The organism is Agromyces mangrovi (assembly GCF_030296695.1).
Taxonomy (GTDB): domain Bacteria; phylum Actinomycetota; class Actinomycetes; order Actinomycetales; family Microbacteriaceae; genus Agromyces; species Agromyces mangrovi.
In genome coordinates, this window is the sequence record NZ_AP027737.1 from 3,329,167 (window position 1) to 3,345,981 (window position 16,815).

Consider the following 16,815-nt stretch of genomic DNA (forward strand, 5'->3'; position numbering starts at 1 on the left):
CGCTGGCTAGGATCGACTCCATGGCGGGCCGCATTCGACAGAGCGATGTCGAGGAAGTGAAGGCCCGCACGAACATCGCCGACATCGTGGGCGAGCACGTGAGCCTGAAGTCGGCGGGCGTGGGGTCGATGAAGGGCCTCTGCCCGTTCCACGACGAGCGCAGCCCGAGCTTCCACGTGCGGCCGCAGCTCGGCTACTACCACTGCTTCGGCTGCGGCGAGTCGGGCGACGTGTACACGTTCCTCCAGAGGATGGACCACGTCACCTTCACCGAGGCCGTCGAGCGCCTCGCGGGCCGCATCGCCTACGAACTGCACTACGAGGACGGCGGGCGCGCCGAGGAGCACGGCAACCGTGCCCGGCTGCTCGCCGCGAACCAGGCGGCGGCCGAGTTCTTCGTCGAGCGGCTCGGCGCCCCCGACGCCGACCCGGGCCGGAAGTTCCTCGGCCAGCGCGGGTTCGACGCCGAGGCCGCCCGCCGCTTCGGCGTCGGCTACGCGCCGAAGAGCTGGGACGCGCTGCTGAAGCACCTGCGCGGCAAGGGCTTCCGCGACGACGAGATCGCCGCGGCGGGGCTCGTCTCGAGCGGCGATCGCGGCCACTACGACCGGTTTCGCGGACGGCTGGTCTGGCCCATCCGCGACATCACGGGCCAGACGGTCGGGTTCGGCGCCAGGCGTCTGCTCGACGACGACAAGGGCCCCAAGTACTTGAACACCCCCGAGACGCCGGTGTACCACAAGGCGCAGGTGCTCTACGGGCTCGACCTCGCCAAGCGCGACATCTCCCGCGGGAGGCGCGTGGTCGTCGTCGAGGGCTACACCGATGTCATGGCGTGCCACCTCGCGGGCGTCACGACCGCGGTCGCGACCTGCGGCACCGCGTTCGGCCCCGATCACATCACCGTGCTGCGGCGTGTGCTCGGCGACGACAGCGGGCTCGGCGAGGTGATCTTCACCTTCGATCCGGATGCCGCGGGGCAGAAGGCCGCGATGCGCGCCTTCGGCGAGGAGAAGCGCTTCGCCGCGCAGACGTTCGTCGCGGTCGCTCCCGAGGGACTCGACCCGTGCGACCTGCGCATCGAGCGGGGCGACGGCGCCGTGCGCGGGCTCATCGAGCGCAAGACCCCGATGTTCGAGTTCGTGATCCGCCACACCCTCGACCAGTACGACCTCGAGACGGTCGAGGGCCGCGTGGCCGCGCTGCGGGCCGCCGCACCGGTCGTCGCCGAGATCCGCGACCCGTCGCTCCGGCCCGGCTACGCGCGCGAGCTCGCCCGCATGCTCGGCACCGACCTCGGCGAGGTGCAGCGCGCCGTGCAGGCCGCGGGCCGCGGCGGGGGAGCGCGGCAGGCGCCCGGCCGCGAGTCGCGCGGCGGTGCGCAGGGCGAGCCCGAGGCATCCGCCGCCCCCGCCGAGCGGCCGTACTCGATCACGGACCTGCCGCCCGACCCCGCCACCCGCCTCGAGCGCGATGCGCTGCAGGCCGTGCTGCAGCACCCCGACCAGGTGGGCGAGCACCTGCTGCGCCAGGCCGTCGACTGCCGCTTCGGCAACCAGGCCCTCGCGGTCGTGCGCGACGGGGTCTCCGCGGCGTTCGCCTCGGGCGGCACGCGCGAGCTCGTCGCCCGAGTGGTCACGGAGGTGCCGCCCACGTTCGCCGGCCTCGTGCACCAGCTGGCCGTCGCGCCCATTCCCGAGCGCAGCGAGCGCGAGCTCGCCGCCTACGTGAGCGGCGTCGTCACCTCGCTCGTCGATCGCGAGCTGCTGCGACAGAAGGCCGAGCTGCTGGGCCGGCTGCAGCGCACGGATGCGACGGATCGCGACGCCTACGCGTCGGTGCAGCGCGCGCTCGTGGCCGTCGAGGCCGACCGGCGGTCGCTTCGGCAGGAGTGAGCTCCGGAGGGTGCGCCGGCCCAGGGGCATCCGCTCGCCCCTGAGAACACGCTGGGCGTCCGCCCGCGGCCGACTGGCTAGGGTAGCGACTGGGGGAACGTTCGTGCGACCGTTCGGTCGCGCCCTCCGCACGCAGGGGGAGGCGAGTGCACATGACTCGTGCAGCCGCAATCGCACGCCGTGGCGGTGTCGTCGCGGCGGGGTCCGTCGCCGTGCTCGTGCTCGCGGGGTGCACCGCGGGCGAGGTCGACGACGCCGAGGGCGACGCGACGATCACCATCGGCACGACCGAGCGGGTGACGAGCATCGACCCGGCGGGTTCGTACGACAACGGGTCGTTCCAGGTGATGAGCCAGGTCTACCCGTTCCTGCTGAGCTCGCCGTACGGCAGTTCGGAGGTCGAGCCCGACATCGCCGAGTCGGCCGAGTTCACCTCGCCGACCGAGTACACTGTGACGCTGCAGGAGGGGCTCGAGTTCGCCAACGGCAATGCCCTGACGTCGTCGGACGTGAAGTTCAGCTTCGACCGGCAGCTCGCCATCGCCGACGCAGACGGCCCGTCCTCGCTGCTGTACAACCTCGCAGGCGTCGAGGCGCCCGACGACCTCACCGTGGTCTTCGAACTGCTCACCGAAGACGACCAGATCTTCCCGTTCATCCTGTCGAGCCCGGTCGGGCCGATCGTCGACGAGGACGTGTTCGCCGCCGATGCGGTCACGCCCGACGCGGAGATCGTCGAGGGCGCGCCGTTCGCCGGCCAGTACGTCATCGAGGAGTTCCTGCCCGACGAGCAGGTCACCTACCGTGCGAACCCCGACTACGCGGGCCTGCTCGGCCCCGCCGCGACCGAGGTCGTCGAGGTCACGTACTACGACGACGCCTCCGAGCTGCGGCTGCACGTCGAGGAGGGCGACATCGACGTCGCGCACCGCACGCTGTCGCCGACCGACCTCGCCGAGCTGCGCGAGAGCGACGCGGTGCAGGTCGTCGACGGTCCCGGGGGCGAGATCCGCTTCATCGTGTTCAACCTCGACACCATGCCGTTCGGCGCCCAGACGGAGGACGCCGACGAGGAGCAGGCGCTCGCGGTGCGCCAGGCGGTCGCCGACCTGATCGACCGCTCGGCCCTCTCGGACGACGTGTACCTCGGCACGTTCACGCCGCTGCAGTCGTTCGTGCCGACCGGGTTGCCGGGCGCGACCGAGTCGCTGCTCGAGCGCTACGGCGACGGCTCGGGCGGGCCCGATGCGGATGCCGCGGCGGCACGCCTCGAGGAGGCCGGCGTCCAGACCCCGGTCGCCCTCGACCTGCAGTACGTGACCGATCGGTACGGTCCCGACTCGGAGGCCGAGTTCGCCGCCATCACCGAGCAGCTCGAGGCGGACGGCCTGTTCGCCGTGACCCTCGAGGGTGCGGAGTGGGAGGAGTTCAGCGAGCAGCGCATCGCCGACGCGTACCCGGCCTACCAGCTCGGCTGGTTCCCCGACTACCCGGACGCCGACAACTACCTGACGCCGTTCTTCCTGCCCGACGGCTACCTCGCGAACCACTACGAGAACGACGAGGTGACCGACCTCATCATCGCCCAGGCGACCGAGGCCGACGCCGACGAGCGGGTCGCGCTGATCGAGGAGATCCAGGAGCTCGTGGCCGACGACCTGCCGTCGCTGCCGGTGCTGCAGGGGGCGCAGACCGTCGTCGCGGGCACCGACGTCACCGGCCTCGAGCAGACGCTCGACGCGTCGCTGACGTTCCGCTACGGCGCCCTGGCCGTGCCGTGAGAGGGTGGGTGACGTGACCCACGGAGCAGCCCACGGATACCCCATCAGCGCGAGCGACCTGACGATCGAGTATCCGCCCCACGGTGCGAGCCCCGCCTTCGTGGCGGTGCGCGGGTTCACGCTCGACGTCGCGCCCGGCGAGGTCGTCGGGCTGCTCGGTGCGGCCGGATCGGGCAAGTCCACGGTGGCCAACGTGCTCGCGGGCGACCACCTGCACGAGGCGCACCGCGCGTCCCCGGTCATCACCGGCGGCGAGGCGACCGTGCTCGGCTACCGCATGCGCGGCCTCGGCCGGCGCAAGGCCGTCGAGCTCGCGTTCGACGTCGGGCACCTCGCGCAGGACGGCGCGTCCCGGCTGACGCCCGATCGCACGGTCGCCGAGATCGTCGGCGAGCCCGTGCTACTGCGCGACCAGCGCTACTCGCGGCGCGCGCTGACCGCCAAGGTGGCCGCCATGGTCGACGCCGTGCGCCTCCCGCTCGACATGATGCCGAAGTTCCCGTACGAGCTGTCGAGCGGCCAGCGCCAGCGCGTCGCGCTCGCGCGCTCGCTCATCCTCGAGCCGACGCTGCTGATCGCCGACGACCCGACCGCGGGCATCGACGTGACCGTGCGCGACGCCGTCGTCGACCTGATCGGCGAGATCCAGCGCGAGCGCGCGTTCTCCGCGCTCGTCGTGAGCCACGACCTCGCGGTGCTCGATCGCATCGCCGACCGCATCGCCGTGCTCGACCACGGCGAGATGGTCGCGCTCGGCACCCTGGAGGAGGTGCTCGACGACCCCATCCACCCGTACGTCAAGCGCCTCTCCGAGGCGTATTTCCGCGACATCCCGGAGGAGTTGCTCGACGACGCGACCGCCTGACCGGCGGGGGTGGCCTCGATTGGGAACGCGGGCCCGCGTTTGCTAAAGTAGCTGAGGCCCTCGCGCGATCCTCCATAGCTCAATTGGCAGAGCAATCGGCTGTTAACCGATAGGTTCTTGGTTCGAGTCCAAGTGGAGGAGCCACCTGAACGCCCTCACGACTCCGGTCGCGGGGGCGTTCGTCGTCTCCCGATAGTCTGCTGCCGACGACGGATGCCTCGGGGGAGTGCTGCACGTGAACGGTGAACTGCTGCTCGTGCTCGCGCTGCTCGCCGCCGCGATCGCGCTGTTCGCCATCGGGCGCCCCCGCATGGACGTGGTCGCGGTGCTCGTGGTGGTCGCGCTGCCGCTCACGGGCGTGCTGACCGTTCCGGAGACCCTCGCCGGGTTCGCCGACCCGAACGTCATCCTCATCGCGGCGCTGTTCGTCGTGGGCGAGGGGCTCTCGCGCACGGGCGTCACGTACCGCCTGGGGGACTGGCTCGCCGACCGGGCGGGTGCGAGCGCGACCCGGCTGATCGTGCTGCTCATGCTCTCGGTGGCGCTGCTCGGCGCGGTCATGAGCTCGACCGGCGTGGTGGCGATCTTCATCCCGGTCGTGCTGAGCATCGCGGCGCGCACCGGCATGTCGCCGCGCCAGCTGATGATGCCGTTGAGCTTCGCCGGGCTCATCTCCGGCATGCTCACGCTCATCGCCACCGCGCCGAACCTGGTGGTCGACGCCGAGCTGCAGCGCCACGGCAACGAGGGCTTCGACTTCTTCAGCGTCACGCCGTTCGGCCTCGTCGTCCTCGCCCTCGGCATCGGCTACATGCTGTTCGCGCAACGGATGCTCGGCGACGGCGGGGCGGGTGTCGCGACCGCCTCCCGCCGCACGTTCCGCACGCTCGTCGGCGACTACGGGGTCGACCGGCGCACCGGGCGCTATCTCGTCGGGTCGGGTTCGCCGCTCGTCGGCGTGCCGCTGTCGGGAATCGTGTTCGACGACGCGCCGAGCTCCGTGCTCGCCCTCGAACGACGTCGGTTCCTCCGCGGCACGAGCCTCGCCACGTCGGGCGACGCGACGGTGGCGCGCGGCGACACCCTCGTGCTCGACATCGCGCCGGGCGCGACCGAGCTGGCGCGGCTGCACCTCGAGGAGGTCGACCTGCCCGGCGACTTCTTCGAGTCGTACTCGCGACAGGTCGGCATGGCGGAGGTGATGGTCGCACCCGATTCCGCCGCCGTCGGCCGCAGCGTCCGCGACCTGCGCTTCCGCACCGAGCACGACCTCACGGTGCTCGGCGTGCGCCACGCGGGGCACGCCGCCGACAGCGGCTTCGGCGACCAGCGCCTCCGGGCCGGCGACACGCTGCTCGTGACCGGAGGGTGGGACGCCGTGCACCGCCTGCAGGAGGCGAAGCGCGACTACCTCGCGCTCGACCTGCCGGCGGAGGTCGACGAGGTCGCCCCGGCCGCCGATCGCGCCCCGTTCGCGCTGGCGAGCGTCGGCGTCATGGTGCTGCTCATGGTCACGGGGGTGGTGCCGAACGTCATCGCCGGGCTGATCGGCGCCCTGCTCATGGGCTTGTCGGGGGCGATCACCATGCCCGCCGCGTACCGGGCGATCCACTGGCCGACGCTGCTGCTCATCGCGGGCATGCTGCCCTTCGCGCAGGCGCTCGAGGTGACCGGCGGCATCGACCTCGCGGCCGACGCGCTGCTGTCGGCGTTCGGCGACGCGGGGCCGCGCGTGCTGCTCATGGCGCTGTTCGCGACGACGGCCGTCATCGGACTGTTCGTGTCGAACACCGCGACCGCCGTGCTCATGGCTCCGATCGCGATCACGACCGCCGAGCACCTCGGCGTCTCGCCGTACCCGTTCGCCATGATCGTGATCCTGGCGGCGTCGTCGGCCTTCATGACGCCGGTGTCGTCGCCGGTGAACACGCTGGTGGTCGAACCCGGGCGGTACCGGTTCGGCGACTTCGTGCGCGTCGGCGTGCCGTTCACCGCGATCGTGCTGGTCGTGAGCGTCTTCCTCGTGCCGATCCTGCTGCCGTACTGAGCGCGTGTCCCCGCCGCGCGGAGGGTGTGCGCGCGTGGTGTAGGTTCGGTTCTCGTCGCGTACGGATGAGGCACCTGGGGGCGGAGGCGATGGTCGATGAGGGCGCGACGGATGCCCCCGAGGTCGACCCCCGTGCCCGGGCCCGCGTCGTGCGCGACGGCCTCGCCGTAGGGCTCGCGACGGCCGCCTACGGCATCTCGTTCGGTGCGCTGGCGGTGGCCGCGGGGCTCGACGTCTGGCAGGCGTGCGTGCTCAGCCTCGTCATGTTCACGGGCGGGTCGCAGTTCGCGCTCGTCGGCGTGATCGCGGCGGGCGGGGCCGCCGCGGGACCGGCGGCGATCGCGAGTTCGGTGATGCTCGGGCTCCGCAACGTGGTCTACGGCATGCGCATGGCGCCCATCGTGCAGCCGACGGGGTGGAAGCGCGTCGTCGCGCCGTGGTGGACCATCGACGAGTCGGTCGCCGTGGCCCTCGCGCAGCGCGTGCCGTCGCTGCAGCGCGTCGGATTCTGGGCCACCGGGGCGGCGATCTACGTGGGGTGGAACCTCACGACGCTCCTCGGCGCGCTCATCGGCGACGCGCTCGGCGACACGTCGGCCTGGGGGTTGGACGCGGCCGCGGCCGCCGCCTTCCTGGGGTTGCTCTGGCCGCGACTGAAGTCGGTGCAGGCGGGCGCCGTCGCGGCCGCGGCGGCCGTCGTCGCCGCGCTGACGACGCCCGTGCTCGCGCCGGGCCTGCCGGTGCTCGTCGCGGCCGTGGTCGCGGTCGTCGTCGGCTGGTGGAACCTGTTCGGTCGCCGCCGTGTGCCGGAGGTGCCCGCATGACGCTGTGGCACACGGTGCTGATCGCCTCGGTCGCCTGCGCAGCGCTCAAGTTCGCCGGCTACCTCGTGCCCGCGGGGTTCCTCGAGCGCGAGCGCCCCGCACGCATTGCCGACCTCCTCACGATCGCGCTGCTCGCCGCGCTCATCGCCGTGCAGACGCTCGGCGCCGGGCAGGCGCTCGTGGTCGACGCGCGCATCCCCGCGCTCATCGTGGCCGCCGCGCTCTACGCGGTGCGGGTGCCGTTCGTGCTCGTGGTCGCGGCGGCCGCGGCGGTGGCAGCGGGCATCCGCGCCGTCACCTGAGCGAGGGACGCGATCAGGCGTCGAGGTCGTCGACCCCGGGCATCCAGCTCACGCCCGGTACGCCCCAGCCGGCCTTGCGGGTCAGCTTCGCGACCGTCTTGCGGTCGCCGTCGCCGAGCCGGTCGACGTAGAGCACGCCGTCGAGGTGGTCGTACTCGTGCTGGAAGATGCGCGCGAGCCACCCCTCGGCCTCGATCTCGTACTGCTCGCCGTCGAGATCGGTCGCGCGCAGCAGCGCCCGCTCCGCCCGGCGGAGCGGGAACCGCTCGCCCGGGAACGACAGGCACCCCTCCGACTCGGTGGCCTCGTCCGGGTCGCCGGGGATCGGCGGACTGATCCAGAGCTCGGGGTTGATCGCCACCCCGCGCCACTCGCGATCCTCCTCGTCGGTCCAGCCGAACGTGAACAGCCGCAGCGGCACGCCGACCTGGGGGCCCGCGAGGCCGACGCCGGGGGCGGCGTCCATGGTCTCGAACATGTCCCGCACCAGCATCCGCAACTCGTCGTCGATGACCTCGACCGGGTCGGCGGGGGCGTGGAGCACGGGGTCGCCCGTGATGCGGATGGGGAGGACGGCCATGGCTCAAGGATATCGACGCCCGCGGAGGGTAGGGTCGGAGCGTGGATCCGGACCTCTCCGAGCTGACCGAGCAGATCGCGCTCGATCCGACCCAGTTCATCGGCATCCCGCTCGCGCTCATCGGCGCGGTGTTCCTGTCGCTCGGCGCGCAGTTCCAGCACCGCGGCGTCGCGAAGGTCGAGAAGAACACCGTCACGTCGGTGGGCAAGGGGCTGAACGGCCGCCAACTCGCGCTGCTGCTCGCCCGGCCCTCGTGGGTGCTCGGCACCGTCATGCTCGGGCTCGCGATCGTCTTCCAGCTCTCGAGCCTCTACTTCGCACCGCTGATCGTGGTGCAGCCGCTCGGGGCGATCGCCCTCGTGATCACGGCGATCCTCAACTCCCGGGTCGCGCACGTGAAGCTCAACCGCCGCTCCATCATCGCGATCTCGATGTGCGTCGGCGGCGTGTTCCTGTTCGTCGGCGTCGCGGCGTTCACCGCCGTCGACACGCGCGTGACCGATCAGGACCTCTACACGATCCTCATCATCCTCGCGGTGACGCTCGTGCTGCTCGGCACCGCGTTCGCCTTCCTCCGGCACCGCATGCGCGCCATCTTCTACGTGCTCGGCGCCGGGTTCCTCTACGGGTTCGTCGCCACCCTCGCGAAGGTCATCCTGGGGCGCATCGAGCAGGAGGAGTTCGACTGGCTCACGCTGCTCTGCGTCGTCGCGCTGCTCGCGGCGACCGCGCTCGGGGCGTACTTCGTGCAGAACGCCTACGCGACCGGGCCGCCCGACCTCGTGATCGCGGGCCTCACCGTCGTCGACCCGATGGTCGCGGTCGGCATCGGCATCGTCGTGCTGGGGGAGGCGTCGCAGGCGCCGCCGTGGGCGAGCGTGGTGTTCGTCATCACGGGCGTCGTGGCCGTCTGGGGCGTGTTCGAGCTCGCCCGGCACCACCCGCAGACACGGCCCTGACGGGCGTCGCGAGCGACATGCGAACAGGTCCGAAGCAGGGGCGCCGGGTTAGGCTAGGGTGCTGATCACGCGGCCGACCATCCCGAATCCGCGCTGAACCGGGCGTTTCGCTTTCCCCACGACGTTGACCGAACAGGACCACCACCACGTGTCTGACACCCCCGCCGCGCATGCCGACGTGACCTCCGGGGCGGAGACCGACCGGCCCCTGCGCGTCCTGATCGGGGCCGACACCTTCGCACCCGACGTGAACGGTGCCGCCCGGTTCGCCGAGCGGCTCGCCGCCGGGCTCGTGGAGCGCGGCCACGAGGTGCACGTCGTCGCCCCCTCGCCGAGCCGACGGAGCGGCACGTGGACCGAGGTGCACGAGGGGCAGGAGCTCATCGCGCACCGCCTGCACAGCTGGCGCTGGTACCCGCACGACTGGCTGCGCTTCGCGCTGCCCTGGCGCATCCGCCAGAACGCGGCCCGCATCCTCGACGAGGTGCAGCCCGACGTGGTGCACTTCCAGTCGCACATCGTCGTCGGGCGCGGCCTCGCGATCGAGGCGCAGGCCCGGGGCATCCGCATCATCGGCACGAACCACTTCATGCCCGAGAACATGCTCGAGTTCACGCTGATCCCGAAGGCGTGGCAGGAATGGGCGGTCGGGCTGGCCTGGAAGGCCGCGCGGCGCACGTTCGGTCGCGCCGAGGCCGTGACCACGCCGACCCGGCGCGCGGCCGAGTTCCTCGAGAAGTACACCGGCCTCGAGGGCGTGCGCGCCATCTCGTGCGGCGTCGACGCCGGCCGGTACTCGCCCAACTGGGAGCCGCGCACCGAGAACCGCATCGTCTTCGTCGGCCGGGTCACGGGCGAGAAGCAGATCGACGTGCTGCTGCGCGCAGCGACGCTGCTGCCGCCCGAGCTCGACGCGCAGATCGAGATCGTCGGCGGCGGCGACCAGAAGCGCAACCTCGAGCACCTCGCGGTCGAGCTCGGCATCGCCGATCGGGTGACCTTCACCGGCTACGTGACCGACGAGCAGCTGCGCGACGTCTACCACCGGGCATCCGTGCTCGCCATGCCCTCGATCGCCGAGCTGCAGTCGATCGTGACGATGGAGTCGATGGCGTCCGCGCTGCCCGTCGTCGCCGCGAACGCGATGGCCCTGCCGCACCTCGTGCACGACGGCGAGAACGGCTACCTGTTCGAGCCGGGCAGCCCGGAGGACCTCGCCGCGAAGCTCCGCATGGTGCTCGAGGCCGACCCCGAGCGCTACGCCGAGTTCAAGCGCGAGTCGCTGCGGCTCATCGCCGCGCACGACATCCAGCGCACGCTGACGACGTTCGAGAGCCTGTATCGTGGTGAGCCGGTGACCGACCCGGTCACCGACGGTGCGTCGGTGGCTCATCCCGAGTGACCGAGCGCGCGGGGCGGTAGCTCAGCCGGTTAGAGCAGTGGACTCATAATCCATCGGTCACGGGTTCAAGTCCCGTCCGCCCTACGGCCTCAGCCCAGCACGTCGTCGAGCGTCGGGTGCAGGTGCCGGGTAACGAGCACGGATGCCGCGTGCCGGGCGCCTTCCTCGAGCGCAGCGTCGACCCGGGCGCCGTCGAGCACCGCGTGCAGCGCGCCCGACATGAACGCGTCTCCCGCGCCGTTCGCGTCGACCACGTCGACCGGCACGGCATCGACGCGGTGCTCGCGCAGCGTCGTGCCCTCGGACGAGACCGCGATCGCACCCTCGGCGCCGAGCGTGCAGACCGCCAGGCGCGCGCCGTCGGCGACCACCCGCCGCAGGAACGGCATGGGCGCGCCGATGCGATCGGCGTTCAGGAACACGGCGTCCGCGGCCTCGAGGAACGGGCGGTGGAATTCGCTCGCCCCGTCGTAGTCGTGCAGGTCGGTCCAGATCGGGCGCCCGGTCGCGCGGGCCGCGGGGATGAGGCGTCGTGAGCGCTCCGACAGGTCGAGCACGATGACCGAGGCATCCGCCATCGCCGCCACGAGCCGGTGATCCTCGGACGACGGGTGATCGTCGGGCGTGGAGAGGTAGATCGAGACCCGCTCGCCCGCGGGGGTCATCAGGTTCAGGTGGCGTTCGGTCCGCACGCCGTCGACGACGTCGAGGTCGAGCCCGGGCACGCGCGTGAGCACGTCCCGGAGGTGCGCCCCGTCGGCATCACCCGCGAGCAGGGTGAACAGGGAGACCGGGCGGCCGAGCGCCGCGAGGCCGAGCGCCTTGCCGGCCGACGTGCCGCCGACCGTCTCGTGGTCGCCGAGCGCGAACTGCATGTGCGGCACCGGCTCGGGCAGGTGGCCGACCTCCACGATCCGGTTCCACGACACCGGCCCCGAGACGACCACCCTGCTCACCACGTGCGTACTCCTGTCCGGCCGCGCGATCGACGCAGCATCCGCTCGATTCTGCCAGTGCTGCCCCTGTGCTGAACTGAGCAATGCTCGCGTACGATCGAGCTCGACCCGACCAGGACGTGGGGCCGTGGCTCGGGTGCTCCCTCCGACCCGAACGCCGCGGTAGACCGGCCGGTCGCGGAGAGGAACGATGGCGATGGTGCGCGGGGCACACCTGATGGCTGTCGAGTGACCAACTCAACCCTGCGTCGGCACCAGGTCCGATCCGGGCGCCGGCGCCTCGTCTCCCTCGCATCAGGAGTGTCCCATGGGTGCGCTCACCGACTTCTACCGGAACCCGACCCTCTCGGACGGCTTCGGATCCACGCTCCCGCCCCGTACCAACCCGCATCGGGGCCTGGACTTCCCGCATGCGCTTGGCACCCCCGTGCCGGCCTACTCGCCGGGCGTGGTCGTCACGTCGCAGGAGCACCCGGTACTCGGCGTGATCGTCCAGGTGAAGGGCAGGAACGGACGCTTCGTCGGCTACCGCCATCTCCGTCGCTCCGCGCCACGATTGGACGTGGGCGCGCGCGTCCGGGCCGGCACGATCATCGGGCAGGTCTCCGACACGGGGTCGGCAGCGCACCCGTTCCATCACTGCACGACCAACAGTTCCAACGCTCGCGGCGTCTTCGGGGAGTTGGGGGTCGAGGATCCCTGGCCGTTCATCCAGCGCACGATCCGCGGTGTCGGGTACACCGGCCCGGTCGACGGCAGGCCGGGGCCCGAGACGTGCCGCCTGGTGCAGGTCTACGCGCGGAAGTTCGGCGACTACACCGGCGCGATCGACCGCAAGCTCGGTCCGAACGGCTGGGCGGGCTTCGCAAAGGGACTCGAACGCTCGTAGACGGCGGATCGCATCCAGCGGGCGGGGAGCGATTCAGGGCGCGCACCGAGCCGCCCGTCGATCCACGGTCCTAGGCTCCGGCCAGGCCCGATCGCGAGAGAGGGAACATCATGGCGATGCACGGCAAGTCGGCCGACGAACTCGTGGCGACGAACGGGGACGACCCCGGTCCGCGCGATGTGGACGGGCGTCAGCAGTTGCGGGTCCTCGAGTTGCGCGTCCACGGGATCGGGAACACCTCGCCCGCGAAGATGCTTGGCTCGGAGGAGGACGACGTCGCACGTCGCGACGGGGACGACCTCGGGTCGTTCTGGGTGCGCAGGGACGCCGCGCGGAACGGTGGGATCGCGAGGACGGAGGCGTACTCGTGGGGCGGACTCGCGCGAGCGGGCGGATCGGCGATCGCGGTGGTTGCACGGGTGTTCGTCCACGTCGGATGGCTCTTCGTGCTGCCGTTCGGGCTCTGCAACCTCGCGTACTGGATGCGCCCCATCCCCGGGCAGAAGCAAGCGCCCGAAGGGTGGGACGGCGGTCGCGGCGCAGCCACGATGCGCGTGTTCGCACTCGTCCTCACGCTCATCTACGTCGCCGCGTTCATGTCGGTCGCCGTCGACCTGGTCGCCATCCAGTGCCTCGGGCCCACCGCCACCGTCCAGTGCGAAGGCCTGCCGGGATGGATCGACCGACTCGACGACCTGGATCGCAGCGCGCGGGTCGCGCTGCTCAGCCTCGCACCGGTCGCGGCGATGCTGCTGCTCTACCTGATCGCCCGACACGGCCGCGTCGCATGGGAACCGAACGTGCACCGATTCGCTGCGGACCACCTCGGCACCAAGACGGACGGCGGAGCCGCCGCCGACGGCGACCCGGCGGCGCACCGCGCGAGCGATGGGCACATGCAGGGCCCGGACGCGACGTCGCACCCGGAGCCGAGCGGGAACGCCGACGAGCCCGCGGTCGATCGGCCACTGCTCGCCACCTTCGGCTTCTGGGCACGCTCGCGCGTGGGGGCGACGACCGAGCGGTTCCACTTCGCTGCGGTCCTCGCGTTCGTCACGCTGCTCGTCGCGGTGGATTCCACGCTCGCCCCGACCGGCTGCGCCCATCCCGCTCAGGCCCTCACGTGCAGCGTCGAGGCGCTCACGAGCGGGAGCGAGCGCACCGTCATGCTGGTGCTGGGGGCTGCCGGCGGAGTGCTGCTCCTGTTGTGCGTGGTCGGCGTGTCGATCGCCGCGACGAACACGAAGCCGGACGGCGTGCGCGCGCGCATGGACATCCGGCGAAAGCGTGTCTTCTCCTCGATCACGCTCACTGCCGCGGTGCTGGTCTACGCGGGTGAAGTCGCCTACGCCGGGCTGAACGGCCCTTCGACCGACGGGGACCAGGGTACGCAGGCGCTCGGGCTGCTCGCCGCACCGACCATCCTGCTCGCAGTCGGCGTGTTGATCGCCTTCTTCGGTGCAGCATGGGGAACCGTGCTCGCCCCGTCCGCCGGGCCGCGTCGGGCCTGGGTTCGGACCCATGCCCGCGATTGGTGGCCGGTCATCGTGACCGCCCTCCCGCTGGTGCTCTTCGGTGCCGCGATCGTCGTCGGCCGCTTGGAGCCCGACGCGGCGGGAGGCTGGCTCGGCGTCGGGGCGGTGCTGCTCCTCATCTTCCTGCTCATCGTCGTCGGGGTCGGCGTCCGGCGCCAGGACCCGAAGGATCGACGAGTCCGAGGGTGGTGGGGACTGGGACCGTGCGTGGGCATGCTGACTGCGCTGCTGGCATCGATGGTGCTCTCGAGCCTGCTCGTGCTCGGCGTCACGACCTGGCTCGACGGCACTCCCGACGAGGCCGCGTTCGTCCTGCCGCCCGCGTACACGCGGTTCGCCGTCGCCCTGATGGCGATCGTGGTCGCGAGCGTTCTCGTCATCGGCATCGCCGCGCTCCTCCAGCTCGTCCGCCTGCCGCGGTTCAGCGTCCCGCTGCTGGTTCCGGGTGCGGACGAAGGCGAGCTCGGCGGGACGACGTCGCCGGGCTCCGGCTATCCGGGGCATGAGTCGGCGAGTGCGACCGGCCGCGCGCGGCAGGCGGCGCTCGCTCGGCGGCACGCGCAGCTGGCGCACCGCGGTGAGCCCGCGATCGGGTGGATCGCCGCGTTCGCCGCCGTCGGCTTCCTCGTGATGGGCGCGTTCCCGCTGATCGAGTCCGCGGTCGTGCCGTTCGACGACGGCGTGGAACAGTGGTTGCGCGACGCGTACGGAGCAGTGTCGCAGGCGAGCGTGGCGGCACTCGTCGCCGTCGCGCTCCTGGCTGTCGGAGCGGTTGCCGCCGCTGCAGCGACGAAGGCGGACCGGCCGCTCGCGCTGTTCTGGGACGTCATGTGCTTCTTCCCGCGTGCCGGGCACCCGTTCGCTCCGCCGTGCTACTCGGAACGCGCCGTGCCCGAACTCACCAACCGCATGCACCGCTGGCTGGAGTCCGAGGACGCATCGGCGGACGAGGAGCCCGGCACGCCCGTCGTCGTGCTCGCCGCGCACTCGATGGGCTCGGTCGTCGCGGCGGCGTCGCTCTTCGCGTTGGTCGACAACGCGGAGGGTGCCAGGGACGACGAGGTGAAGCGCATCGCGCTGCTCACGTACGGGACGCAGCTCCGGGCGTTCTTCAGCCGCTTCTTCCCGAGCGTGCTCGGCCCCGAGGACCTCGGTGTGCCCGGCGTGCACGCACCATCGCTCTGGAGAGGGGACCCCTGGAGGCGTCAGGTGCGCATCGATTTCGGACTCGACGCCCTCCCCGCCGCGGCGGGCACGGCCAGGCGAGGAACGATCGTCTCGACCGATCGGGAGTTCAACATGCGTGCGCTCATGGGCGATGGCGCCCGGTGGACGTCGCTGTGGCGTCGGACCGATCCGCTCGGCTTCCCGGTCGAGAGCTACGCGACCGTGCCGGGCGGCATCGATCGCGGTGCCGCGGAGTCACGGCCCGCAAGCTACCTGTGGGAGATCGCCACACACGGCGACTACCTGGATTCGGCGCAGTACCTGCGGGCGCGGAGCGACCTGGTCGACGCGATCGCGACGGCAGTGAGTGACGACCATGGCGTCGGGTCGGCACGGGTCGACGGGTCACGGCGGTTCCCGCGAACCCAGTAGCGTAGACCCGATGTCTACGCCTGTCAGCGCCGTGGTCCATGGATCCATCGGCCACCTCAGCCTCGACCGACCGGACTCGATCAATGCGATCGACCTCGCCATGATGCAGGCGCTCACCGAGACGCTCGACGAGTGGGCGGCGGACGATGCCGTCGAGGCCGTCCTGCTCGACGGCGTCGGCGACTACGGATTCTGCGCGGGCGGCGACTTCCGCGAGATCCTCCAGCGCGCGGCCGAGGGCATGACGATCGGCTCGGTGTTCTTCCGCAACGAGTACCGGGTGATCGCGAAGCTCGCCGAGTACCCGAAGCCGATCGTGTCGATCATGCACGGCATGACGATGGGCGGCGGCATCTCCCTCGGCGGACACGTCTCCACCCGCGTGGTCACCGACCGCGCCAAGCTCGGCCAGCCGGAGACCGGGTACGGTTTCGTGCCCGACGGCGGCGCGACCTGGCGACTGGCGCGCACGCCGGGGGAGATCGGCACGTACCTCGCGCTCAACTCGGTCGACCTGACGGCCGCCGACGCGATCGCGTTGGGCTTCGCCGACCACCAGGTGCCGGCCGAGCGAGTGGGCGAGCTGGTCGAGGCGCTGTCGGATGCCTCGGACGAGACGCCCGAGTCGATCGTCGCCGGGTTCGCGGTCGATGCCGGCCCGTCGCCCGTGCTCGCGCGGCAGGACTGGATCGACGCCTGCTACTCGGCCGACACCGTCGAGCAGATCCTCGAGCGTCTCTGGTCGTTCTCGAACGGCCGCAGCGTCGGGGGCCTGAGCGCGGAGACCTCGAGCGACCCCGATGCGGCCGCGGCCGCGGGCGAGGCCGCCGAGACGCTGCTGAAGCTCTCGCCGACGGCGCTCGTCGCGACCCTGCGCTCGGTGCGCGCGGCGCGCGACGGCGAATCCCTGCGCGACGCGCTCGAGCGCGAGCTCCGCCTCGCCCGCTGGTTCACCACCCAGCCCGACCTCTTCACCGGTGTGCAGGCGCTCGTGGCGCAGAACACCGAGACGCTCCACCAGGACGTCGTGCCCGACTGGCGGCCCGCCGACCTCTCCCAGGTCGACCTCACCGACATCGTCGCCGCGATGGAGACCCCGCTGCGCCACAGCGTGTTCGACCGCGGCCTGGCGATTCCCGAGGACGGGGCGTAGCGGTTCGCGGCTGCCCAGAGGCATCCGC

General features: G+C 71.8%; 13 protein-coding genes and 2 tRNA genes. 13 read left to right on the forward strand and 2 right to left on the reverse strand.

The genetic code is table 11. The features are described 5' to 3' along the window. Nucleotides 1-20 precede the first annotated feature (20 nt). From dnaG to QUE38_RS15920, 7 genes are all read left to right on the forward strand, one after another. Nucleotides 21-1,895, forward strand: a complete 1,875-nt coding sequence (gene dnaG / locus QUE38_RS15890; RefSeq protein WP_286309288.1) for a DNA primase — start codon at nucleotides 21-23, stop codon at nucleotides 1,893-1,895. Nucleotides 1,896-2,047: 152 nt separating this feature from the next. Then, nucleotides 2,048-3,676: an ABC transporter substrate-binding protein gene (locus QUE38_RS15895; RefSeq protein WP_286309289.1), complete on the forward strand. Its 1,629-nt coding sequence runs from the start codon at nucleotides 2,048-2,050 to the stop codon at nucleotides 3,674-3,676. A 13-nt stretch (nucleotides 3,677-3,689) separates the two neighbouring features. Then, complete coding sequence (locus tag QUE38_RS15900; RefSeq protein ID WP_286309291.1) at nucleotides 3,690-4,541, forward strand: ATP-binding cassette domain-containing protein; 852 nt, start codon at nucleotides 3,690-3,692, stop codon at nucleotides 4,539-4,541. 68 nt (nucleotides 4,542-4,609) lie between these two features. After that, a tRNA-Asn gene (locus QUE38_RS15905) sits at nucleotides 4,610-4,685 on the forward strand. Between the two features lie 91 nt (nucleotides 4,686-4,776). Next, nucleotides 4,777-6,588, forward strand: coding sequence for an SLC13 family permease (locus QUE38_RS15910; protein WP_286309293.1), 1,812 nt, complete (start codon nucleotides 4,777-4,779; stop codon nucleotides 6,586-6,588). A gap of 89 nt (nucleotides 6,589-6,677) precedes the next feature. Then, entirely contained in the window at nucleotides 6,678-7,412 is a 735-nt protein-coding gene (locus tag QUE38_RS15915) for an AzlC family ABC transporter permease (RefSeq protein ID WP_286309294.1), read from the forward strand. Then, nucleotides 7,409-7,714, forward strand: a complete 306-nt coding sequence (locus tag QUE38_RS15920) for an AzlD domain-containing protein (protein ID WP_286309295.1) — start codon at nucleotides 7,409-7,411, stop codon at nucleotides 7,712-7,714. The genes QUE38_RS15915 and QUE38_RS15920 overlap by 4 nt, the downstream gene beginning before the upstream one ends. 13 nt (nucleotides 7,715-7,727) lie before the next feature. On the opposite strand, the gene def is transcribed toward QUE38_RS15920, so the two are convergent. Then, nucleotides 7,728-8,294, reverse strand: a complete 567-nt coding sequence (gene def / locus QUE38_RS15925; protein ID WP_286309296.1) for a peptide deformylase — start codon at nucleotides 8,292-8,294, stop codon at nucleotides 7,728-7,730. A 41-nt stretch (nucleotides 8,295-8,335) separates the two neighbouring features. On the opposite strand from def, the gene QUE38_RS15930 reads away from it, so the two are divergent. The 3 genes from QUE38_RS15930 to QUE38_RS15940 all read left to right on the forward strand — a co-directional run bounded on the left by QUE38_RS15930 (nucleotide 8,336) and on the right by QUE38_RS15940 (nucleotide 10,739). Further along, the gene (locus tag QUE38_RS15930; RefSeq protein WP_286309297.1) at nucleotides 8,336-9,253 is read left to right on the forward strand and encodes a DMT family transporter; all 918 of its coding nucleotides are present in this window, start codon (nucleotides 8,336-8,338) and stop codon (nucleotides 9,251-9,253) included. 148 nt (nucleotides 9,254-9,401) lie between these two features. Next, complete coding sequence (locus tag QUE38_RS15935; protein ID WP_286309299.1) at nucleotides 9,402-10,655, forward strand: glycosyltransferase; 1,254 nt, start codon at nucleotides 9,402-9,404, stop codon at nucleotides 10,653-10,655. A 10-nt stretch (nucleotides 10,656-10,665) separates the two neighbouring features. Further along, nucleotides 10,666-10,739: transfer RNA gene (locus QUE38_RS15940), tRNA-Ile, on the forward strand. Between the two features lie 5 nt (nucleotides 10,740-10,744). Here the strand turns inward: QUE38_RS15940 and QUE38_RS15945 are convergent. Beyond that, complete coding sequence (locus tag QUE38_RS15945; RefSeq protein ID WP_286309301.1) at nucleotides 10,745-11,614, reverse strand: carbohydrate kinase family protein; 870 nt, start codon at nucleotides 11,612-11,614, stop codon at nucleotides 10,745-10,747. 304 nt (nucleotides 11,615-11,918) lie between these two features. Here QUE38_RS15945 and QUE38_RS15950 point away from each other — a divergent pair, with 304 nt between their 5' ends. The 3 genes from QUE38_RS15950 to QUE38_RS15960 all read left to right on the forward strand — a co-directional run bounded on the left by QUE38_RS15950 (nucleotide 11,919) and on the right by QUE38_RS15960 (nucleotide 16,787). Further along, nucleotides 11,919-12,500 carry a M23 family metallopeptidase gene (locus QUE38_RS15950; protein ID WP_286309302.1) on the forward strand — a complete coding sequence of 194 codons (582 nt, stop codon included), beginning with the start codon at nucleotides 11,919-11,921 and terminating at the stop codon, nucleotides 12,498-12,500. 110 nt (nucleotides 12,501-12,610) lie between these two features. Further along, nucleotides 12,611-15,634 carry a hypothetical protein gene (locus QUE38_RS15955; RefSeq protein WP_286309303.1) on the forward strand — a complete coding sequence of 1,008 codons (3,024 nt, stop codon included), beginning with the start codon at nucleotides 12,611-12,613 and terminating at the stop codon, nucleotides 15,632-15,634. 10 nt (nucleotides 15,635-15,644) lie between these two features. Then, a complete protein-coding gene (locus QUE38_RS15960; protein ID WP_286309304.1) occupies nucleotides 15,645-16,787 on the forward strand; it encodes a 3-hydroxyisobutyryl-CoA hydrolase in 1,143 nt (380 codons plus the stop codon). The last annotated feature ends 28 nt before the right edge of the window (nucleotides 16,788-16,815 follow it).